This window comes from Vibrio sp. 1641 (assembly GCF_033339995.1).
Classification (GTDB): Bacteria; Pseudomonadota; Gammaproteobacteria; order Enterobacterales; family Vibrionaceae; genus Vibrio; species Vibrio alginolyticus.
Map to the genome: position 1 here is coordinate 35247 of NZ_JAWOVP010000004.1, position 20014 is coordinate 55260.

The following is a 20014-nucleotide window of genomic DNA, read 5'->3' on the forward strand; positions in this document are numbered from 1 at the left end:
GGGCTAATGTGGCGCACATTGGGCAAAACTATTAAAAAGGGGATAATTAACAGTTTTGTAGGAAGACAAACGTTTCCCTGTGCGTCTTCTGTTCAATAAAGTAACAAAAAAAAATTGCTTTGGGTAAGAAAATTACGGAATAAGAGATAATTTTCTTATAGAAAGGAATAAAAAACGGTGCCTTGCAGCACCGTATGTAATGAAATAACAGAAAAGTGAACCAGATAGGTTCATTTTGGGCTGTTATTTATTCTTCAATTTTTGCACCTTCTGGTGTGCCAGTGATCACTACGTCTGCACCACGATGAGCGAAAAGACCCACAGTCACGACACCAGCGATGCCGTTTATTTTGTCTTCCATTTCTTTCGGGTTGGTAATTTGCATATTGTGCACATCCAGAATCACGTTGCCGTTGTCAGTCACAACGCCTTCACGGTAAGCTGGGTCACCACCTAGTTTTACCAATTCACGAGCCACGTAAGAGCGTGCCATTGGGATTACTTCAACAGGCAATGGGAACTGGCCAAGTACGTCAACTGCTTTAGTGCCGTCAACGATACATACGAACTTATCAGAGATTGCTGCGACAATTTTCTCACGAGTCAGAGCCGCGCCGCCGCCTTTGATCATTTCACGTGCTGGGTTGATCTCATCTGCGCCATCAACATACACATCCAGCTTCATTACATCGTTACACTCGTATACTTCAATACCAAGCTCTTTAAGGCGCTCAGTTGAAGCGACAGAGCTAGACACTGCACCTTTAATATCATCTTTGATAGTGCCTAGTGCATCGATGAAGTGATTCACGGTAGAGCCAGTACCAACACCGACAATGCTGCCTTTCTCAACATATTTTAGTGCTGCCCAACCAGCCGCTTTTTTCATTTCATCTTGAGTCATGCCAATCTCCTGAATAGATGTTCGTTAACGTTTGCGGGCGTGATTATAGCGGCTTACTTGTCACTTTCCCATTGCCATATTTGGCTTGGGGTCACGATCTTAGGTAATGGAATGTCCCAGCTTTCAATTGGTAAGCGTTCTACATGTTGGCAGTCATGAGCGATACCGACAGGTTTAGCTCCCTCTCCAGTTATAAACCAACGTGACAGAGTACGATCGTAGTACCCCCCGCCCATGCCTAAGCGGTGTCCGATACTGTCGAACCCAACTAAAGGCGTGCAGATTAAATCAAGCTGGCGAACGGGTTTGAGGTGTCTGATATCGAGCTTGGGCTCTAAGATGCCGTACTTGTTGTAGACGAGCTGTTCATCACTTATATACTGAAGAAACAGTAACTGACCTTTAGAAAAGGGATGGATGACGGGCAGATAAACCGATTTTCCCTGTTGCCATAACCATTCAATGAGCGGTTTAGTATCAAGCTCACCGTCTGCAGAAAGGTAGATGGCAATATGTTGCGCCTGATCGATTTCAGGAAGTTGGGAAAATTGAGTAATAAGGTCGATTCCCGCTTGGTATTGTGTATCACAGCACAGAGCGTTGCGCTTTTCACGAATCAGTTTGCGGAAGTCTTGTCGAGAGAGGTCTGACATAGAGAGAATACCCCAGGGTGCCGTTGAGGATTGTGGCCCTTGAACCAGCTGGTTCAAGGCGGATCAGCAATGACAACCGTAGGCTTCTCGGTGCATGCCGAGCTTGCTCAATAGTTACCAAATACTAACCCTTAGGTATTGCTTATCGGCTCAGGGACTTAAATCCTGCTGACGCACACCCCAGGGTAAATTTTGTATTTACTGCTGTCCTTGCGTAACTTTGCTTAGTGCGTTCTCTAAAGACGCGGTGAGCTTTTCCATTCGCTCAGTAATTTCTTGCTGTTGACCATTGGATTCGTATGACTTGGTGTGCAACTCATAGCAAATATTCAATGCAGCAAAGGTCAGCAGTTGGATTTCATTGGTTACCTTAGTACGTTCGCTCATTTCTTTCAATCGGCGATCCAGATCTTTTGCCGCTGCAACAAGAGACTCTTCTTGTCCTGTCGGACAATTCACTCGTGTAAGTTTGCCTAATATTTCAACGTCGATCGCTTGATTGCTCATGATGAATAAACTCTATATTCGCGCTATCTAAGGTGTTGCTTCATACAACTACCGAGGAGCAAACTATAGGAAAACCGCTATTAAGATTCAAGCATTTCCCATCACAGAAAGAGAAATGATGACGAGATCACACAGGAATTGGGCAAATTGAACAAATGCTGTCCAAAATTGAATTTGATAGCCGTTTCAGACCACTAACCTTGATGGTAGGATATACCAATACATTATTACGCAAGAATGAGCCAAGTTATGAGTGAAATCACCCTTCCTGAATACCAATCTATTGCTGCTGAACTGCAATCTGCAAGCCTAGCAGTAACACCGGCGGAGTTACATGGCTTATTTGTCGGCATGTTAAGTGGTGGATTGGCGATTAATGATCAAACTTGGCAGCCTATTCTGTTTGACTACACCAATGATGGTATGGGTTGGCCTTCTACCGCGCTAGCTTTTGCTCAAAGCGTATTCACTGTTACTGTCAATGAACTAACTGGCACGTCGATGGAGCTGTCTTTATTATTGCCAGATGAGCCGGGCGAAGAAGGCTTATTCGCATTAGCCGACAGTGTGTCCGACTTTGTAAACCACTTTATTTCTGGGTTAGGTCTAGCAGGCGTTGCTCTTAATAAAGCATCTGATGACGCTAAAGAAGCACTGGCTGACTTAGAAGAGATTGCCAAATTAGGCATCGATGAAGATGACGATCTTGGTGAACAAGCGCAATTGCTAGAGCAAGTGATTGAGCACATCAAAGCTTGCGTACTAACAATTCATGCTGAATTTGGTGTTCGTCCTGAAAGCAGCGACAAAAAACCTACTATTCACTAATCGTAGACTGTCCAGAGGTTAGTATGAAGCAATATGATGTAGTCATTGCTGGTGGTGCCATGGCTGGTGCAACGTTAGCATTGGCGATTGACCATTTGTCTCAGGGAAAGCTCCGCATTGCAGTCGTTGAGCCTTTTAAAGCACAATCAGATATGCACCCTGGTTTTGACTCTCGCTCAATCGCATTGTCTTACGGTACTGTCAATCTGTTGCGTCAACTACAGCTCTGGACGTCAGTAGAACCGTTTGTCACCCCCATTGAACATATCCACGTTTCTGACCGTTCTCATGCTGGGATGACGGAGATTACCAAGCAAGAGGTTGGGGTTGAAGCTCTAGGGTATGTTGTAGAGTTAGCCGATGTTGGGCGTGTATATCAAGAATTATTAGACAGCAGCGAATCAATTACGCTGTTTTGTCCTGACTCCGTTACCGATATCGAGCGCGAGCAAAACTGTACCCATGTGACGTTGAAAAGTGGTGAGCAACTTGAAGCAAAACTGTTGGTAGCTGCAGATGGTGCTGTTTCGACCTGTTGTCAGAAAATTGGTCTAGAACTTTCTGAGCAAGATTTTGAACAAGTGGCTGTCATTGCCAATATTGTGACTCAAGAACCTCATCAAGGTAGAGCCTTTGAACGTTTTACTGAAAATGGCCCTGTTGCTTTATTGCCAATGAGTGACAATCGAATGTCCTTAGTTTGGTGTTTGCACCCTGAAGAAGCCCAAGCCGTTCTTGAGTTATCTGATCAAGCATTTCTCCAGCGTTTACAGAACGATTTTGGTTGGCGTTTAGGCGCGATGAAAAAAGTGGGTCGCCGTGCAAGTTACCCATTGCTTCTTCGCCATCGAAAGCAAAATATTTCACATCGCTTTGCGATTGTTGGAAATGCGGCGCAAACGCTGCACCCGATAGCTGGACAAGGCTTTAATCTCGGTATTCGCGATGTAGTCTCACTAGCAGAAGAAATTGTGCAGCAAAGTGAGGATGTGGGTCTTTATCAAGGCCTGATGCGCTTTAGTCAACGTAGAGAAGCAGATCGAAGCGAAACTATTTGGCTAACCAGTGCCTTGGTGCATGTTTTTTCAAATGATTTACCCGCGATGCGAATTGGCCGAAATACTGCCTTAGCAGCGATGGATAACCTTTCTATTTTTAAGCAGCCGCTACTACGCCATACTCTTGGCTTGGTAAAACGATGAACGGCCGCACTGAATTAGGTAATAAAAAGCAATGATGCAAAGTGTAGATATCGCCATCATCGGCGGAGGGATGGTTGGGTTGGCACTTGCTGCCGCGTTCAAAGACAGTGATCTGCGTGTCGCCGTTATTGAAGGTAAAGTGCCAGATGATTCGTTGAAAGAATTGCCCGATGTTCGTGTGTCTGCGCTGAGCCGCTCTAGTGAGACGATTTTGCGTAAACTTGGTGCTTGGCAGGGCATAGAACAGCGCCGAGCTTCACCTTACCATGGCATGGAAGTATGGGAACAAGATAGCTTTGCCAGTATTGAATTTAATGCACAAAGTATGGCACAACCTGATTTAGGGCACATTGTTGAGAATCGTGTGATTCAACTTGCGCTGCTTGAACAAGTCCAAAAGCTCGATAACGTCACTATGTTTATGCCTGCACGTTGCGCGACTCTCGCGGTCGGTGAGCAAGAAAGCTGGCTGACGCTCGATAATGGCCAAGCCATGACCGCTAAATTAGTGGTCGGAGCCGATGGGGCGAATTCGTGGCTTCGCCATCAAATGGATATTCCATTAACGCATTGGGACTATGGTCATCATGCTTTGGTCGCGAATGTCAAAACTGCTATGCCACACAACAGCATTGCGCGCCAGATATTTACTCCTCACGGACCGTTGGCATTTTTGCCAATGTCGCAACCAAATATGTGCTCTATTGTTTGGTCCACGGAGCCAAATCGAGCAGAGCAGTTAGTGGCGATGAGTGAACATGATTTCAATAAAGCGTTGACGAGTGAGTTTGATGCTCGACTTGGTCTATGTGAAGTAGTGGGAGAGCGTGCTGCGTTTCCTTTGAAAATGCGCTATGCGCGAGATTTTGTCGTCGAGCGAGTCGCGCTGGTTGGTGATGCGGCCCATACCATTCACCCATTAGCGGGGCAGGGTGTGAATTTGGGTTTATTAGATGCGGCCAGTCTTGCTCAAGAGGTGTTAGCACTTTGGAAGCAGGGACAAGATATCGGTAGTAAACGCAACCTAAGAAGCTACGAGCGTTGGCGAAAAGCGGAAGCGGCAAAGATGATCGCTACTATGCAAGGGTTTCGAGATTTGTTCTCTGGCGAGAACCCAGCTAAGAAGCTCGTTCGTGGCATTGGCTTAAGTTTAGCGGGGCAACTGCCGGGAGCGAAAGATGAGATCATGAAGCGCGCGCTTGGTTTAAAGGGACACTTGCCGGATCTGGCGCGTCAGTAAGTGCAAAGCGAACTTCAAATACACAAAAGGCTGGTTAATCCAGCCTTTGTTTTATCAACATTTTGCTAAGCATATGCGCATCGGAGTTTCATTATTTCTTGATTGATCTCTTTGACCGCTCGGAAATGGCGTTGCTCTGCTTTCTCCGGCAGTATTAACTTACCGTTATCAAACTCGAATCTACCGACCCCGTAAATATAAATTCTTCCTTTAAAAAGACGACTTATATGTTTAGCAATCATACTTGGTGTATAGCGCTTAAACAGTCTCATATTTACTTTCCTTTTATCTAACCTAGCCTAGGTATTCTACGTTCTGGACGCGAAAATTATTGTGACAGCAATAGTATTAAATACAGATGTAGGGTGTTGCGTCAGAGAATTGTGTTGTCTTAGACAATTTGACAGTGTCATCTCTTAAATAGCGTGAGGATTACCCCAAAAATAACCTCTCTAAAGGAACCCTTACGCCAATACACTCCTTTTTACGTGACGCATTAAGCAATAGTTTTGTTACAGAATTAAGAATAGAACGAAAACGGTTGTTTGCTAGTTGTTTCTATTAAGGTCGTGCCTCGCGCAACACACTTTACGTTCTAACGATTAGAGGAAATGAAAGAGAAAAAGTTCCACGTAAAAAAAAGCCCGCTTCAGCGGGCGAATAGTCACAGATGCATTACACAAAAGTGGATAACTAACTGCATGAATGCTGTCACTCAGCTAGCTGACTCACTTTATATCGGTTAAGTGCTTGTTTGAAACTTAACCAACAAATTCAGCATATACGAGTTTTATCTTTGTGACTATTTATGTTTTATATGTGATTAAAAATTCTCATGTCTATTTTTGTAGATATGAGCGAGATCACGCAGTGATAGAAACACTACGTGTCATTACATTGTTTTTAGACGATTAACGACAGATCTCAGCTACGGTCGGCTGGCACAATTGGATAAGATCTTGAATAGAAAGCGCCAGCCCAGCCATTCGATCGCCACTGCTGATCGTGACTTCCTGTTCTTCTAGTAAGCTGGGGTCGAACACGATTGGCATATGACGTTTGAGTAACAGAGGAGTGACAGTACCAACTTTGTAACCAGTGATGGACTCAACATCGGCTTGATCAACACAAGTCATCCGGCGACATTTCAGTAACGAGCGCACTTTTTTGGGATCAACGCTACGATCACCTGGTGCACAGGCTAGTGCATATTGATTACCCATGTCTCGTAGCAAGATTGCTTTCACCATTTGAGAAGGGCGAATGCCGCGTTGGTGCGCGGCATCCTCAATGGTGGTTGCTGGTCTTTGATGCGGTAACAGACGAAACGGAATGTGTTGGTCTGTGAGAAATTGCATCAAAGGAGTATTGATTGTATTACTCATCATCAAGACTGTAAGGCAGTGATTCGATTGTCCATTCACATTCTGGTTGCGCAACCAAACGAAGACGAGTGTCTTCATCGAGATTATTAGGCAGTACGATCAGGCCAATCGCGTGATTGTCACTGAACTGGTAGTGATTTAACAAAGCACCTACTGAACGCCAGTTTTCACCTACGCTGCGTTCGAGCTCAATTGGTTCGTCACTGAATGGAGCAGAAGTTGCACCTTTTACGATATACATCGCACGTTTATTGGTACCGCGATACTTCGCTCGTGCCACCGTTTCTTGTCCCGTGTAGCAACCCTTTGTGAAGCTTATGCCTCCTAAAGCTTGCACGTTGAGTGCTTGTGGAATGTGAGCATTCTGCGCGGATGCAGAGACAAATGGTAAACCTGCCTCAATATCGAAACGATTCCAAAGCTCATTTGTCGTAAAGACAGCGTCGGTAGTTTCAACGATTTGTTGTGCTTCTGGCGCACTTAATATCAGTAACCAGCGATCTTGGGCAACTTGCACTGCTGTGCCACCGTTAACTGGGCGAACGCTGCCAGTTGTCTTGCTCATTGTTGAAATGAATTCGTCGGCTTTGACGCCAGCAACGCCTAAGATAACGTCATCAGAAGCTTCAATCGTTACTTTAGAGAAAATAGCGTATTTCTTTATTTCACTAAGTTCTACGTCAATCGCCGATTTTGGTTGGATCATGCCGTAGCCATCATGATGATGAAAAAGGCGGAACACGCTCCACACTTTGCCTTTTGCATCACAATGTGCGCCCAGTGTTGATTGGTCTTGTTCTAAAGAAACAACATCGCAGGTAACCTGACCTTGTAAGTATGATTTTTTATCATCACCGATCATGGTGATCATGCCGAAGTTATCCAGCAGTGAGATAGATAACTCTGGAAGTGCGTCTTGAGTTGAGAGAGGTAATGCTGAAAAACGAGTTTGCCATTCCATAATTACAATGCCTTTTGAAGATATTTTTCCGCTATGTTATACCCAAATAACCTTGAGATACTAGGGGAGCGATTTACGAATCAACATTTGTCTGCTTTCACTATCGTATTGTGACCCGCACACTAGTGACGTAGCACATCCCTTGTTACACTCCGCACTAACAACAAGACATCTATGAAGGAATAGTGAATGTACACTCCGGAAGAAAAAGCGCGTATTAAATGGGCTTGTCGTCGAGGCATGCTTGAGCTTGACGTAGTAATTATGCCGTTTTTTGAAGAGTGCTTTGATACTCTGAGTGAACAAGAGCAGCGTGACTTTGTTTCTTTACTTGAATGCGATGATCCTGATCTGTTTACTTGGGTAATGGGGCATGGCCGTAGCGAAAATTTAGGTCATGCAGCAATGGTTGATAAAATTGTCGCCCATAACCTCAGCAAAGTTCGTTAATTTTACTGCTTCTCCCTCTCTGACTGCCCGAGTCTTCAATGTTGTACTTTTCTTATTGATGACTTGGGCTGTTATCTTCTCTAGTGTTCCGCTCGTATTATCGACTTATTTGTTATTACTGATTGTTAAGGCTCTCTCAAGCCAAGGCCTTGTTCAACCTACAAGTCATGGGCATTGGTATGTGCACTGCGATGGCTCGGTTAGGTTTGATGCCCTTGAGTATGGCGAATGCTCGGAAGATATTGAGTCCGAAAAGGGTCATTTACAGCGAGTCGATACATCGGCATCACCATTCAAGATAACATTCCAATTGCAATCTGGCCGTAGTGTTACGATTTGGCGTGATAGCTGTGACGATGAGCAGTATCGTCAACTATCTTTGGTATTACGCCAATGGGAAATGAAACAGGGAGCTAATGCTCCCTGCTGATGTAATAGTTTACTTGGTAGAGTTAAAGCTGTTTAGCTGGAACCAAAATCGTTGGTCCGCTGTTTTCCAGTTGGTTCGGATAATCAAGCGTGTAGTGCAAACCTCGACTCTCTTTACGCTGCATCGCACAACGAACCATCAACTCTGCGACTTGTAAAAGGTTACGCAGTTCTAATAAGTTGTTCGACACACGGAAATTGCTGTAGTACTCGTGTGTTTCTTGTTGCAACAGTTGGATACGGCGTAAGGCGCGCTCTAAACGTTTGTCAGTTCGCACAATGCCCATGTAGTCCCACATAAACAGACGAAGCTCGTGCCAGTTGTGCTGAATGATCACTTCTTCATCACTATTGGTTACTTTGCTTTCATCCCAACATGGCACCTGTGAGGGTAGCTCAACGTTAGTGTGATGTTTTAGAATATCTTTTGCCGCAGACCAAGCATAAACCACACATTCGAGAAGTGAGTTTGATGCCATGCGGTTAGCACCATGCAGCCCGGTGTAGCTAACTTCACCAATCGCATACAAATTTTTCAGATCGGTGCAGCCATTTCTATCCACCATGACACCGCCACAAGTGTAGTGTGCAGCAGGTACGATTGGGATTGGCTCTTTAGTCATGTCGATGCCCAAATCCATCAAACGTGAATAAATGGTTGGGAAGTGTTTCGTAATAAAGTCAGCAGGCTTATGACTGATGTCGAGATACATACAGTCGGCGCCTAAACGCTTCATTTCGAAGTCGATAGCACGAGCCACCACGTCACGCGGAGCAAGCTCTTTACGTTCATCGAAATCTGGCATAAAGCGAGAGCCATCTGGACGACGCAGGTAAGCACCTTCGCCACGCAACGCTTCAGTCAGCAAGAAGTTACGTGCTTCTGGGTGATATAAACACGTCGGATGGAACTGGTTAAATTCCATATTCGCCACACGACACCCTGCACGCCAAGCAATCGCAATACCATCACCAGACGACACATCTGGGTTAGAGGTGTATTGATAAACCTTTGAAGCACCACCTGTAGCGAGAACCACAAATTTGGCTCGCACGGTTTCGACATGCTCTTCGTTGCGGTTCCAAATATAAGCACCGATAACTTTGTTTTTATCACCGCCAATTTTGTCTTCGGTGATTAAGTCCAGAGCATTGTGACGTTCGAGAACATGAATGTTTGGATGGTTATGAGCGTTATCTTGCAGGGAGGTTTGCATCGCCATACCTGTCGCATCTGCCGCGTGAAGAATACGACGACGGCTATGACCACCTTCACGAGTTAAGTGGTAGCGAGGTTCATCGTCAGAGTCATCTTCTTCACGATCAAATGGGACACCACCGTCAATCAACCACTGTACGCACTCTTTTGAATGCTCAGCAATGAACCTTACGGTCTCCTCATCGCAAATACCATCCCCGGCGATTTGCGTGTCTTCAACGTGTGAATCAATGGTGTCTGACTCATCAAATACGGCAGCGATACCGCCTTGAGCATAGTATGTCGCCCCTTCGCTGCGTGGTCCTTTACTCAGCACCATCACCTTACAGTGGTTAGCAACGCGCAAAGCCAACGACAAACCTGCCGCGCCACTCCCTACCACTAATACATCACACTCATGTTCACGATTTGTGTTCATATAACTTTTATAATCCCAAGCTAAGGTAACAAGGCTACCTTGTGTATTATTTGCACACCATGTGCATTCCATTATCGCGACATCTGTCGCTAAGGGCTAAGTTGGGAGACCTATCGACGTCCGTGTTACGGCGGTGACTGAGCCACTCTTCTTTTTCATGCAGAGCATGAGCATGCTTCCTAAGTTATAATTTGTAACGCGGTGTTCAGATAGCCATTAGCCATGCAAATGAAAAGTAATAGTTTGTCAATGCCATTGCTTTTCCATGCTCGACCCAGCACAATCTGGGACAGAGATCATTCATTATACCCATTTCCCTCCAAGATGCTCGCTTGTCAAACTTAGACTAAAGTCAGGCAGCGGTGGTCATTTGGGTACAGACATCACACTGTGAAAAAACAATGACAAAAAACTTGAGAAACCATGGAACTTTCTCATTCACGTTAGGGTCACAATAGTGCTCAAGTAAGCAGTGGTGTCAATACTACGTTTTGCATAATTAGTACCCATATCTGAGAAGAGTAGGGGCATAACAAATAGGAGTATCCGCTCGAATGAACGAGCAGCTGACCGATCAAGTATTGATTGAGCGAGTTCAGAATGGCGATAAGCAAGCATTCAACCTGTTGGTAACAAAGTACCAGAATAAGGTATGTAATCTTATTTCCAGATACGTTAGTAATCCTGGCGATGTACCAGATGTAGCACAAGAAGCGTTTATTAAAGCTTACCGAGCTATCCCTAGCTTTCGTGGGGAAAGTGCGTTTTATACGTGGCTGTATCGCATTGCAGTGAATACTGCGAAAAATCACATTGTTGCTCAAGGGCGTAGACCTCCAGCGACAGATGTCGATGCTGAAGATGCTGAATTTTACGAAACAGGTAGTGCACTTAAAGAAATATCGAACCCTGAGAACTTAACGTTGTCCAAAGAATTGCAACGGGTGGTGTTCAGTGCAATCGAAGCTTTACCTGAAGATTTAAAAACCGCAATGACATTACGAGAGCTCGATGGCTTGAGTTATGAAGAAATTGCAGAAGTGATGGATTGCCCGGTAGGAACGGTACGATCGCGTATCTTCCGTGCTCGTGAGGCGGTGGAAAAGAAAATCAGACCTCTTTTGCAACGCTAGTACAAGTAATAACTATGGTGAAAATAATGGCTGACAAAGAAAAACTTTCAGCTCTCATGGATGGAGAATTGGTCGATAAGGCTTTAATTCAAGAGTTAGAGCAAGACCAAGAGAGCCGTGATGCTTGGCAGAACTATCACCTGATTGGTGATGTGATGCGAGGCGAAGCGCCAGCAAAACCTGAGTGGAATATTGCTGAAAGCGTGGCGTTAGCGTTAGAAGATGAACCTGCACACCGTGCGTTTGATTCGCACAGTGCAAATGTTATCTCAATTGCGGATACGCCAAAAGAGTCGCAACCAGAACCGCAAAAAGCAAAACGTCAGTTGCCAGGTTGGTTGACGCAGTTTGGTCAAGTTGCTGTTGCTGCATGTGTATCGCTTGTTGTTATTTTAGGTGTACAACAGTACGGTGGTAGCGATTCAATGTCGCCGCAAACAGATCAATTACCTGTATTGCAGACGGTTCCGTTTGCTGGCAGCGCAGAACCAGTGAGTTTGACTCGTGAGTCTGTAGAACGTTCTGTAGGCGAGGCAAATATGCAAGAGCAGCGCAAGCGTGTTCATGCTATGCTGCGAGACTACGAATTGCAGTTACGAATTAACAGTGATGCATCTCAACAAGATGCAAATCTGAATCCGGATATTGAATGAAAAAATTTCTGATCAGCGCTTGCGCTCTGTTCAGTATGATGTCTTCTCAAGCCTTTGCTGGTGATAAGCCAGCGGAGGCTTTATTGCATCAAATGAGCGAGGCGAGTAAGAATTTAAGTTACGAACTCTCTTATATCCTTATCAAAAAGAACAGCATTGAGCCGTTGCTGTATCGTCATGCTACGCATGGTGACGATCAATATGCTCATCTTGTCTACTTAAGTGGCCCTGTGCGTGAAGTGATTCGTCGCGGAACTGAAGTAAGTTATATCGAAACGGGTTTAGAACCGTTCACCATCGAGTCAGGTAAAATGGTCGCTCCGACTATGCCTATGCTCAACACCAATATCGATGAGCTAAACTTGTATTACGACTATGTAAAAGTGGGCAGAGCTCGTGAAGCTGGTGTGGCAACACAAGTGCTGCGTATTGTTCCTAAAGACGGTCTGCGCTATTCATACGTACTATGGATCGATGAAAAGAGTAAATTGCCGTTACGTGCCGACCTTGTGGACCGAGATGGTGAGATGCTTGAACAATATCGCACTATTTCTTACACGGTAAACCCAAAAATCGCAGAGTTAATGAGTGGCCTGCAAGATGTTCAATTACCTGCTGTTCTCACCATGCCAAAAGGCGATATTGGGACCAGTAATTGGCAGGTTGGTTGGATCCCTGAGGGTTTCGAGCCGAACGAGCTCAACCGCTATCGAATGGCCGTTACTAACCAAATGGTGGAGAGTCAGCTGTATTCTGATGGTCTGTTTAGCTTCTCTGTTTACGTAGCAAACAAAGATGAGCATTCGTTAAAAGGGCAGTTGGTTCGCCAAGGCAGAAGAACGCTACACAGTTTTGTGAGCGGTCAACATGAAATCTCTGTTGTAGGAGACATTCCACCGACCACAGCACAGCGTATCGCCCAATCTGTCACATTTAATGTAACAAAGAGTAAATAACAATGATGACCGCGTTGGCTACCGTTACAGACGTGCATCGTCGCGGCAAGCAATTCGAAATTGATTTAAGTTGCGAACAGCAGACCAGTTGCAGTAGTTGCTCTTCACAGAAAAGCTGTGGAACGGGCGTTGTTACTAAAGCCATTGGTAACAAGAGTTTATCTTGGCACCTGCGCACGGATAAATCGGTGAAAATAGGTCAAGTCGTCGAGATTGGTTTTCCTGAGTCGAGCCTAATAAAATCAGCAATGGCGGTTTATTTACTGCCATTGTTTGGTTTGATTATCGGTGCGATGTTTGGTCACTTCCTATTAGCGCCGCTGACAGCCGGCGGGGAAGGCATCATCATATTGGCATCGGTATTGTTTGCCGCTGGTGGAATGTGGATCGCAAAACGTGTTTCTCGTCCGTTAGAAGATGAATCCAAGCGCCAAGTTACCCTCGTTCGGGTACTTGGAGAGCCAATCCAGTAAGTGCTGTCCCCCTCCACTAAAGGTTATTTGGGTATGTACTTTAAATTACGTGCGCCCGTTAACGAAATTCGGTAGAATCTGCCAACTTGATTGAAATGCCGTCAGTAGATGGCGTTTCTTACTGTCCCTATTTGTAAAGAGTTAGTCACCCTAAATCTATGAAGCACATTCGTAACTTTTCGATTATCGCCCACATCGACCATGGTAAGTCGACCCTATCAGACCGTCTAATCCAAGTTTGTGGCGGGTTAACCGATCGTGAAATGGCCGCACAGGTTCTGGATTCTATGGATCTTGAACGTGAGCGTGGCATCACCATCAAATCTCAGAGTGTGACGCTAAACTACACCGCTAAAGACGGTGAGACGTATCAGCTGAACTTCATCGATACTCCGGGGCACGTTGACTTTGCATATGAAGTATCACGTTCTCTAGCGGCTTGTGAAGGTGCGCTATTGGTTGTGGATGCGGGTCAAGGTGTTGAGGCTCAAACACTGGCTAACTGTTACACCGCGATCGAAATGGATCTAGAGGTTGTGCCAATCTTAAACAAGATTGACCTACCTGCAGCTGATCCTGAGCGTGTAGCGGAAGAAATTGAAGAAATCGTTGGTATCGATGCAATGGAAGCAACCCGCTGTTCTGCGAAGACAGGCATCGGTGTTGATGACGTTCTAGAGAACATTGTGTCAGCGATTCCAGCACCGGAAGGTGATCCAGATGCGCCACTACAAGCGCTGATCATTGACTCATGGTTTGATAACTACCTTGGCGTTGTTTCTTTAGTGCGTATTAAAAACGGCGAACTGAAGAAGAACGATAAGATCAAAGTGATGAGTACGGGCCAAGTTTGGGGTGTAGATCGTCTTGGTATCTTTACGCCAAAACAAGTAGATACCGATATCCTTCGTACTGGTGAAGTAGGTTGGGTTGTTTGTGGTATCAAAGACATTCTTGGTGCCCCTGTTGGTGATACGCTGACTCTAGCGAAGAATGGTTGTGATAAACCGCTACCAGGCTTTAAGAAAGTTAAACCTCAGGTTTACGCAGGTCTGTTCCCTGTATCTTCTGACGATTACGAGAACTTCCGTGACGCACTAGGCAAACTAAGCCTAAACGACGCATCGCTATTCTACGAGCCAGAAAACTCTGCAGCACTAGGCTTTGGTTTCCGTTGTGGTTTCCTTGGCATGCTACATATGGAAATCATCCAAGAGCGTCTAGAGCGTGAATACGACTTGGATCTTATCACCACAGCACCAACGGTAGTTTACGAAGTTGAGAAGACGGATGGCGATCTGCTGTATGTTGATAGCCCAGCAAAACTACCAGCGATCAATGACATTGAAGAAATTCGTGAACCGATTGCGCGTTGTAATATCCTTGTGCCTTCAGAGTACCTAGGTAATGTAATCACCCTGTGTGTTGAAAAGCGAGGCAGTCAAGTTGATATGGTTTACCACGGTAACCAAGTCGCTGTGACTTACGATATTCCAATGGCCGAAGTGGTACTGGATTTCTTCGACCGTCTGAAATCAACATCACGCGGTTACGCATCTTTGGATTACAACTTCCAGCGTTTTGAAGCTTCGAACATGGTACGTGTAGACGTTCTTCTTAACGGTGATACTGTTGATGCATTGGCGATGATTACACACAAAGATCAGTCTCAGACTCGCGGTCGTCAGTTGGTAGAGAAGATGAAAGAATTCATCCCTCGCCAAATGTTTGATATCGCAATCCAAGCGGCAATTGGTAACCACATTATCGCTCGTTCAACGGTAAAACAGTTGCGTAAGAACGTTATCGCGAAATGTTACGGTGGTGACGTAAGTCGTAAGAAGAAACTTCTGAAGAAACAGAAAGAAGGTAAGAAACGCATGAAGCAGATCGGTAACGTTGAGCTGCCTCAAGAAGCGTTCCTAGCCATCCTTCACGTAGGTAAAGACTAAAGTTGAACTTTGTCTCACACTTGTCGGTCTTAAGACGTTAGATATTAAAATAAGTGAAAGGGTTTCGGCTCTTTCACTTTCGTATTTTTAGATAAGGGAATTTAATGGCGAATACATTCTCACTGATGTTGGTTATTGCGACTTTGGTAACTGGCGTTGTTTGGCTATTGGAAAAGCTGGTTTTCGCGAAAAAGCGTCAGGAAAAACTGGCTGAGATTCAAGCTCAGACGTCTAATGGTTTGGATGCAGTGACCTTGCAAAAAGTTGAGCGTCAGCCTTGGTGGGTTGAAAATAGCGTCTCTATTTTTCCTGTGATCGCGTTCGTTTTAGTATTACGTTCTTTTATCTACGAACCATTTCAAATCCCATCAGGCTCAATGATGCCTACCTTGCTAGTTGGCGATTTCATTTTAGTTGAGAAGTACGCGTACGGTCTAAAAGACCCAGTATGGCGTACTCAGCTAGTGGAAACTGGTAAGCCTGAGCGTGGTGATATCGTGGTCTTCAAATACCCACCACAACCAAGTGTGGACTACATTAAGCGTGTAGTTGGTTTACCTGGTGATATCGTGCGTTATTCAAGTGATAAGCAGCTTTGCGTGCAAAGCCAAGGCGAATCGGCATGTAAGCCAGTTAAACTGAGCAATGTTGAAGAAAGTCAGTTTAGCTCGAACGGTATTCCAATGATCCAACTGGATGAAAAATTGGGTAACGTTGAGCACAATATTTTGGTTAACCCTCTTGTGCGTAACCGCGTGGAGCAATATTTCCCACGCAGCGGAACGACAGAGTGGGTTGTACCACAAGGTCAGTATTTTGTGATGGGTGATAACCGTGACAACAGTGCTGACAGCCGTTACTGGGGCTTTGTTCCAGAAGCCAACTTAGTCGGTAAAGCTGTCGCGATCTGGATCAGCTTCGAGTTTGATCGTGGCGCAGATAGTGTTCTACCTTCATGGATTCCAACTGGTGTGCGTTTTAACCGCATCGGTGGCATTCACTAACCATTCAAATATCGAGAGAGTATGAATTCTCCAATTGATAAACTAGAGAGAAAGCTCGGCTACCAGTTTCAAGATGCCGGGCTTATCAATTTGGCGCTGACGCACCGCAGCGCCAACAGTAAGCACAATGAACGTCTTGAGTTTCTGGGCGATTCAATTTTAAGTTTTGTCATCGCTGATGATCTGTACCATCGTTTCCCAAAAGTGAACGAAGGTGACATGAGCCGCATGCGTGCTACTTTGGTTCGCGGACATACATTGGCGGAACTGGGTCGTGAATTCGATCTAGGAGATTATTTAAAATTAGGTCCAGGTGAATTGAAGAGTGGCGGTTTTCGCCGAGACTCTATTTTAGCCGATGCGGTTGAAGCCATTATTGGCGCAATTTACCTAGACAGTGATCTTGAAGTTGTGCGAGGCATTGTACTGAGTTGGTATCAGTCACGCCTTGAAGCCATTAAACCAGGCGTTTCACAGAAAGATCCGAAAACTCGCCTACAAGAGTTCCTACAAGGCAGAAGAAAACCGCTGCCTGTCTACACAGTGACTAATATTAAAGGTGAAGCGCACAACCAAGAGTTCACGGTTGAGTGCGAAGTAGCAGGTGTGGATAAGCCTGTAATCGGTAAAGGCACCAGCCGCCGCAAGGCAGAACAAGCGGCTGCTGAAACAGCACTTGAGCAATTAACAAATGGCTGATAACGAATTCGATATCGATGCGTTTTTCGCATCACAAGGTGAGCCAAGCTCGCCAGAAAACCAACACTGTGGCTTTATTGCTATTGTTGGTCGTCCAAACGTAGGTAAGTCGACACTTTTGAACAAGATTTTGGGTCAGAAGATTTCGATCACCTCTCGTAAGCCGCAAACGACACGCCACCGTATTATGGGTGTGGATACGGACGGCGATTACCAAGCAATTTACGTCGACACGCCTGGACTTCACATTGAAGAAAAGCGTGCGATCAACCGTTTGATGAACCGTGCAGCTAACTCGTCATTGAGTGATGTAAACCTTGTGTTCTTCTTAGTCGATGGTACGCATTGGACTAAAGACGATGAGATGGTGCTGACCAAACTTCAAAAATCGAACTTCCCAGTTGTGCTTTGTGTAAACAAAGTCGACAACGTACAAGATCGTAACGACGTGATGCTACACATGGCGGAGATGTCGAAGAAGATGGACTTCGTGGATGTTGTGCCAATCTCTGCCAAGCAAGGTAAGAACATTGACGTACTGCGTAAGCACGTGCGTAATCACTTACCTAAAGCAACGCATCACTTCCCAGAAGAATACGTGACTGACCGTTCTCAGCGTTTTATGGCGTCTGAGATTGTGCGTGAAAAGCTGATGCGCTTTACTGGTGAAGAGCTGCCATACTCAGTAACGGTTGAAATTGAACGTTTTGATTACAACCCAGAAACCGACGGTTTCCACATCAATGCCTTGATTCTTGTTGAGCGTAATGGCCAGAAGAAAATGGTGATTGGCAAAGGCGGCGAGAAGATTAAGACTATTGGTCGCGAAGCGCGTTTAGATATGGAAGAATTGTTCGGTCGTAAAGTTTACCTAGAAACCTGGGTAAAAGTGAAATCTGGCTGGGCAGACGACGAACGAGCGTTGCGTTCGTTGGGTTATATAGACGATTTATAATCTTGGCTGCGAAGGTGCTTCGCTCCAACATCGATGAAAAATCAGTATCGATTAAAATAAGGAGCCGCTCGGCTCCTTATTTTTTATTTCACACTTTTTAGGCACAATGACTTAGATGAGTAATCTGTCTTCCGAAGGTTTACAGCGCTGTTTTGTATTGCACCGACGCCCTTACAGTGAATCGAGCTTAATCCTTGATGTATTTAGTGAGGAATATGGCCGAATGACTTTAATGGCCAAAGGCGCGCGCAGTAAGCGTTCGAACTTAAAAGGCGCATTGCAACCTTTTACCCCGCTATTACTTAAATGGTCGGGGAAAGGCTCGATGAAAACTTTGCGTCAAGCCGAGCCGATAAGTCTAGGTTTGCCGTTAACGGGCATTAATCTCTACTCAGCCATGTACGTCAATGAACTGATTGGCCGTATTTTGATGGCTGAAGTGCCGATGCCAGCACTATTTCATGATTATTTGCATGCGTTAACCGAGTTGGCGCACAACGAGAACCCTGAGCCTGCACTGCGTCGTTTTGAGTTAGCCTTGCTGTCTGCGATGGGGTATGGCGTGGATTTTTTGCATTGTGCAGGTACCGGCGAGCCCGTCGATCCAGAAATGACCTATCGTTACCGGGAACAGAAAGGGTTTATTGCTTCGGTTAGGCGCGATAACCTCACGTTTTTAGGGAATGAACTGATTGCTATCAGTGAGCGGCGGTTCGTCACTAAAGAGCAGCTAAAAGCGGCAAAACGCTTTACACGTATAGCCTTAAAGCCGTATCTTGGCGGCAAACCTTTAAAAAGTCGTGAATTTTTCATTCAGACCCCCAGAGCACGGAGTAACGGAAAATGAGCTCAATTTATTTAGGCGTCAATATCGACCATATTGCCACTCTACGTAATGCACGTGGTACAAAATACCCAGATCCTGTTCACGCTGCTGAAATTGCAGAGCGTGCAGGCGCGGACGGTATCACTATCCACTTACGTGAAGACCGTCGCCATATTTTGGATCGTGATGTACGTATTCTGCGTGAAACCATTCAAACGCGTATGAATCTAGAGATGGCAGTGACGGACGAAATGGTTGAGATTGCGCTGCAAACTAAACCAGAGTTTGTGTGTTTAGTGCCTGAAAAGCGTGAAGAACTGACGACGGAAGGTGGCTTAGATGTAGTAGGGCAGCTTGAAAAAATTAAAGCTGCGACGAAAAAGCTGACAGATGCAGGCATTAAAGTTTCGCTATTTATTGATGCTGACCGTCAACAGATTGAAGCTGCGAAAAAGTGTGGCGCTCCGTTTATTGAGCTACATACTGGCCATTATGCAGATGCGACGACAGAAGACGAGCAACAAGCTGAACTGAAGAAGATTGCCGCTGGTGCTAGTTATGCACATGATCTAGGTATTATTGTTAATGCCGGGCATGGCCTGACTTATCACAATGTCGCACCAATTGCTGCATTACCAGAAATTTACGAACTCAACATTGGTCACTCAATCATTGGTCGCGCGGTATTTGATGGTTTAAATAAAGCGGTTGCTGACATGAAAGCATTGATGATTGAGGCTCGCCAGTCATAGGGCTATCTAGATGGCGATTATAGGGTTAGGGACCGACATTGCAGAAATTGAGCGTATTGAAAAAGCGTTAGCTCGTAGTGGTGAACCTTTTGCTCAGCGGATTCTTTCAGAAGAAGAAATGGCCAAATTCTCACAGCTTAAGCTGCAAGGTCGTTATCTTGCTAAGCGCTTTGCTGTTAAAGAAGCTGCCTCAAAAGCATTGGGGACAGGGATCGCAAAAGGGGTCACGTTTCACGACTTTTCCATCTCGAACGATGAGCTTGGAAAACCAGTGCTCGCATTGACGGGCACAGCCAAGCAAATAGCGGATGCGATGGGCGTTAACCATATTCACCTGTCCATTTCCGATGAGCGTCATTACGCTGTGGCGACGGTCATTTTTGAATCCTAGCTTGTAAGTCTTAAACAAAATACT

The 20014-nt window shown here is 45.3% G+C and carries 23 protein-coding genes and 1 other RNA gene; 16 read left to right on the forward strand and 8 right to left on the reverse strand.

The annotated features are described in order from the left end of the window. Positions 1–247 precede the first annotated feature (247 nt). From rpiA to R7Z47_RS10700, 4 genes are all read right to left on the reverse strand, one after another. Complete coding sequence (gene rpiA / locus R7Z47_RS10685) at positions 248–904, reverse strand: ribose-5-phosphate isomerase RpiA (protein ID WP_005380982.1); 657 nt, start codon at positions 902–904, stop codon at positions 248–250. Between the two features lie 53 nt (positions 905–957). Then, positions 958–1557: a 5-formyltetrahydrofolate cyclo-ligase gene (locus tag R7Z47_RS10690; RefSeq protein ID WP_213916170.1), complete on the reverse strand. Its 600-nt coding sequence runs from the start codon at positions 1555–1557 to the stop codon at positions 958–960. A gap of 5 nt (positions 1558–1562) precedes the next feature. After that, a non-coding RNA gene (gene ssrS, locus R7Z47_RS10695) (6S RNA) lies at positions 1563–1747 on the reverse strand. An 8-nt stretch (positions 1748–1755) separates the two neighbouring features. Beyond that, positions 1756–2064: a cell division protein ZapA gene (locus tag R7Z47_RS10700; RefSeq protein WP_005384553.1), complete on the reverse strand. Its 309-nt coding sequence runs from the start codon at positions 2062–2064 to the stop codon at positions 1756–1758. 249 nt (positions 2065–2313) lie between these two features. On the opposite strand from R7Z47_RS10700, the gene R7Z47_RS10705 reads away from it, so the two are divergent. From R7Z47_RS10705 to R7Z47_RS10715, 3 genes are read left to right on the forward strand one after another with little or no spacing between them, the layout of a single operon-like run. Continuing rightward, positions 2314–2892 carry a YecA family protein gene (locus R7Z47_RS10705; RefSeq protein ID WP_033907447.1) on the forward strand — a complete coding sequence of 193 codons (579 nt, stop codon included), beginning with the start codon at positions 2314–2316 and terminating at the stop codon, positions 2890–2892. A 23-nt stretch (positions 2893–2915) separates the two neighbouring features. After that, positions 2916–4094, forward strand: a complete 1179-nt coding sequence (gene ubiH / locus R7Z47_RS10710) for a 2-octaprenyl-6-methoxyphenyl hydroxylase (protein ID WP_005380974.1) — start codon at positions 2916–2918, stop codon at positions 4092–4094. 31 nt (positions 4095–4125) lie between these two features. Next, positions 4126–5334, forward strand: a complete 1209-nt coding sequence (locus R7Z47_RS10715) for an FAD-dependent 2-octaprenylphenol hydroxylase (RefSeq protein WP_017633554.1) — start codon at positions 4126–4128, stop codon at positions 5332–5334. A gap of 65 nt (positions 5335–5399) precedes the next feature. Here R7Z47_RS10715 and R7Z47_RS10720 read toward each other — a convergent pair whose 3' ends face one another. The 3 genes from R7Z47_RS10720 to ygfZ all read right to left on the reverse strand — a co-directional run bounded on the left by R7Z47_RS10720 (position 5400) and on the right by ygfZ (position 7680). After that, positions 5400–5606, reverse strand: a complete 207-nt coding sequence (locus tag R7Z47_RS10720) for a DUF1107 domain-containing protein (protein ID WP_005380970.1) — start codon at positions 5604–5606, stop codon at positions 5400–5402. Between the two features lie 639 nt (positions 5607–6245). Further along, positions 6246–6719, reverse strand: coding sequence for an aminoacyl-tRNA deacylase (locus R7Z47_RS10725; protein ID WP_053306796.1), 474 nt, complete (start codon positions 6717–6719; stop codon positions 6246–6248). Continuing rightward, a complete protein-coding gene (gene ygfZ / locus R7Z47_RS10730; RefSeq protein WP_104975591.1) occupies positions 6712–7680 on the reverse strand; it encodes a tRNA-modifying protein YgfZ in 969 nt (322 codons plus the stop codon). The genes R7Z47_RS10725 and ygfZ overlap by 8 nt, the downstream gene beginning before the upstream one ends. Positions 7681–7869: 189 nt before the next feature. On the opposite strand from ygfZ, the gene R7Z47_RS10735 reads away from it, so the two are divergent. Beyond that, positions 7870–8130 carry a succinate dehydrogenase assembly factor 2 gene (locus tag R7Z47_RS10735; protein WP_005380951.1) on the forward strand — a complete coding sequence of 87 codons (261 nt, stop codon included), beginning with the start codon at positions 7870–7872 and terminating at the stop codon, positions 8128–8130. Beyond that, positions 8099–8560, forward strand: coding sequence for a protein YgfX (locus R7Z47_RS10740; RefSeq protein WP_226977255.1), 462 nt, complete (start codon positions 8099–8101; stop codon positions 8558–8560). The genes R7Z47_RS10735 and R7Z47_RS10740 overlap by 32 nt, the downstream gene beginning before the upstream one ends. A 22-nt stretch (positions 8561–8582) precedes the next feature. Here R7Z47_RS10740 and nadB read toward each other — a convergent pair whose 3' ends face one another. Continuing rightward, the gene (gene nadB, locus R7Z47_RS10745) at positions 8583–10196 is read right to left on the reverse strand and encodes an L-aspartate oxidase (RefSeq protein WP_005380947.1); all 1614 of its coding nucleotides are present in this window, start codon (positions 10194–10196) and stop codon (positions 8583–8585) included. Positions 10197–10750: 554 nt separating this feature from the next. Here nadB and rpoE point away from each other — a divergent pair. From rpoE to acpS, 11 genes are all read left to right on the forward strand, one after another. After that, positions 10751–11329: an RNA polymerase sigma factor RpoE gene (gene rpoE, locus R7Z47_RS10750; protein ID WP_005380946.1), complete on the forward strand. Its 579-nt coding sequence runs from the start codon at positions 10751–10753 to the stop codon at positions 11327–11329. A 26-nt stretch (positions 11330–11355) separates the two neighbouring features. Then, on the forward strand, positions 11356–11982 hold the full coding sequence (locus tag R7Z47_RS10755) for a sigma-E factor negative regulatory protein (protein WP_005380944.1): 627 nt from the start codon (positions 11356–11358) through the stop codon (positions 11980–11982). Further along, positions 11979–12938 (forward strand): sigma-E factor regulatory protein RseB, encoded by a 960-nt coding sequence (gene rseB, locus R7Z47_RS10760; RefSeq protein WP_005380941.1) that lies wholly within the window; start codon positions 11979–11981, stop codon positions 12936–12938. The genes R7Z47_RS10755 and rseB overlap by 4 nt, the downstream gene beginning before the upstream one ends. Before the next feature lie 2 nt (positions 12939–12940). Next, positions 12941–13411, forward strand: coding sequence for a SoxR reducing system RseC family protein (locus R7Z47_RS10765; RefSeq protein WP_005380936.1), 471 nt, complete (start codon positions 12941–12943; stop codon positions 13409–13411). A 158-nt stretch (positions 13412–13569) separates the two neighbouring features. Then, positions 13570–15363 carry a translation elongation factor 4 gene (gene lepA / locus R7Z47_RS10770; protein ID WP_005384577.1) on the forward strand — a complete coding sequence of 598 codons (1794 nt, stop codon included), beginning with the start codon at positions 13570–13572 and terminating at the stop codon, positions 15361–15363. Between the two features lie 104 nt (positions 15364–15467). Beyond that, positions 15468–16367: a signal peptidase I gene (lepB, locus tag R7Z47_RS10775; protein ID WP_005380933.1), complete on the forward strand. Its 900-nt coding sequence runs from the start codon at positions 15468–15470 to the stop codon at positions 16365–16367. A 21-nt stretch (positions 16368–16388) separates the two neighbouring features. After that, complete coding sequence (rnc, locus tag R7Z47_RS10780; RefSeq protein ID WP_005380932.1) at positions 16389–17066, forward strand: ribonuclease III; 678 nt, start codon at positions 16389–16391, stop codon at positions 17064–17066. Further along, the gene (gene era / locus R7Z47_RS10785; RefSeq protein ID WP_005380931.1) at positions 17059–18021 is read left to right on the forward strand and encodes a GTPase Era; all 963 of its coding nucleotides are present in this window, start codon (positions 17059–17061) and stop codon (positions 18019–18021) included. Before rnc ends, era begins: the two co-directional genes overlap by 8 nt. A gap of 115 nt (positions 18022–18136) precedes the next feature. Further along, positions 18137–18868, forward strand: coding sequence for a DNA repair protein RecO (gene recO, locus R7Z47_RS10790; protein WP_005384578.1), 732 nt, complete (start codon positions 18137–18139; stop codon positions 18866–18868). Further along, positions 18865–19599: a pyridoxine 5'-phosphate synthase gene (pdxJ, locus tag R7Z47_RS10795; protein ID WP_005384579.1), complete on the forward strand. Its 735-nt coding sequence runs from the start codon at positions 18865–18867 to the stop codon at positions 19597–19599. The genes recO and pdxJ overlap by 4 nt, the downstream gene beginning before the upstream one ends. A gap of 10 nt (positions 19600–19609) precedes the next feature. Then, positions 19610–19990, forward strand: a complete 381-nt coding sequence (gene acpS, locus R7Z47_RS10800; RefSeq protein WP_005380927.1) for a holo-ACP synthase — start codon at positions 19610–19612, stop codon at positions 19988–19990. Positions 19991–20014 lie beyond the last annotated feature (24 nt).

What these genes read in the sequence shown, in the direction of transcription:
- rpiA (WP_005380982.1), bottom strand. Translation starts at nt 904, where the DNA reads ATGACTCAAGATGAAATGAAAAAAGCGGCTGGTTGGGCAGCACTAAAA.
- R7Z47_RS10690 (WP_213916170.1), bottom strand. Translation starts at nt 1,557, where the DNA reads ATGTCAGACCTCTCTCGACAAGACTTCCGCAAACTGATTCGTGAAAAG.
- R7Z47_RS10700 (WP_005384553.1), bottom strand. Translation starts at nt 2,064, where the DNA reads ATGAGCAATCAAGCGATCGACGTTGAAATATTAGGCAAACTTACACGA.
- R7Z47_RS10705 (WP_033907447.1), top strand. Translation starts at nt 2,314, where the DNA reads ATGAGTGAAATCACCCTTCCTGAATACCAATCTATTGCTGCTGAACTG.
- ubiH (WP_005380974.1), top strand. Translation starts at nt 2,916, where the DNA reads ATGAAGCAATATGATGTAGTCATTGCTGGTGGTGCCATGGCTGGTGCA.
- R7Z47_RS10715 (WP_017633554.1), top strand. Translation starts at nt 4,126, where the DNA reads ATGATGCAAAGTGTAGATATCGCCATCATCGGCGGAGGGATGGTTGGG.
- R7Z47_RS10720 (WP_005380970.1), bottom strand. Translation starts at nt 5,606, where the DNA reads ATGAGACTGTTTAAGCGCTATACACCAAGTATGATTGCTAAACATATA.
- R7Z47_RS10725 (WP_053306796.1), bottom strand. Translation starts at nt 6,719, where the DNA reads ATGAGTAATACAATCAATACTCCTTTGATGCAATTTCTCACAGACCAA.
- ygfZ (WP_104975591.1), bottom strand. Translation starts at nt 7,680, where the DNA reads ATGGAATGGCAAACTCGTTTTTCAGCATTACCTCTCTCAACTCAAGAC.
- R7Z47_RS10735 (WP_005380951.1), top strand. Translation starts at nt 7,870, where the DNA reads ATGTACACTCCGGAAGAAAAAGCGCGTATTAAATGGGCTTGTCGTCGA.
- nadB (WP_005380947.1), bottom strand. Translation starts at nt 10,196, where the DNA reads ATGAACACAAATCGTGAACATGAGTGTGATGTATTAGTGGTAGGGAGT.
- rpoE (WP_005380946.1), top strand. Translation starts at nt 10,751, where the DNA reads ATGAACGAGCAGCTGACCGATCAAGTATTGATTGAGCGAGTTCAGAAT.
- R7Z47_RS10755 (WP_005380944.1), top strand. Translation starts at nt 11,356, where the DNA reads ATGGCTGACAAAGAAAAACTTTCAGCTCTCATGGATGGAGAATTGGTC.
- rseB (WP_005380941.1), top strand. Translation starts at nt 11,979, where the DNA reads ATGAAAAAATTTCTGATCAGCGCTTGCGCTCTGTTCAGTATGATGTCT.
- R7Z47_RS10765 (WP_005380936.1), top strand. Translation starts at nt 12,941, where the DNA reads ATGATGACCGCGTTGGCTACCGTTACAGACGTGCATCGTCGCGGCAAG.
- lepA (WP_005384577.1), top strand. Translation starts at nt 13,570, where the DNA reads ATGAAGCACATTCGTAACTTTTCGATTATCGCCCACATCGACCATGGT.
- lepB (WP_005380933.1), top strand. Translation starts at nt 15,468, where the DNA reads ATGGCGAATACATTCTCACTGATGTTGGTTATTGCGACTTTGGTAACT.
- rnc (WP_005380932.1), top strand. Translation starts at nt 16,389, where the DNA reads ATGAATTCTCCAATTGATAAACTAGAGAGAAAGCTCGGCTACCAGTTT.
- era (WP_005380931.1), top strand. Translation starts at nt 17,059, where the DNA reads ATGGCTGATAACGAATTCGATATCGATGCGTTTTTCGCATCACAAGGT.
- recO (WP_005384578.1), top strand. Translation starts at nt 18,137, where the DNA reads ATGAGTAATCTGTCTTCCGAAGGTTTACAGCGCTGTTTTGTATTGCAC.
- pdxJ (WP_005384579.1), top strand. Translation starts at nt 18,865, where the DNA reads ATGAGCTCAATTTATTTAGGCGTCAATATCGACCATATTGCCACTCTA.
- acpS (WP_005380927.1), top strand. Translation starts at nt 19,610, where the DNA reads ATGGCGATTATAGGGTTAGGGACCGACATTGCAGAAATTGAGCGTATT.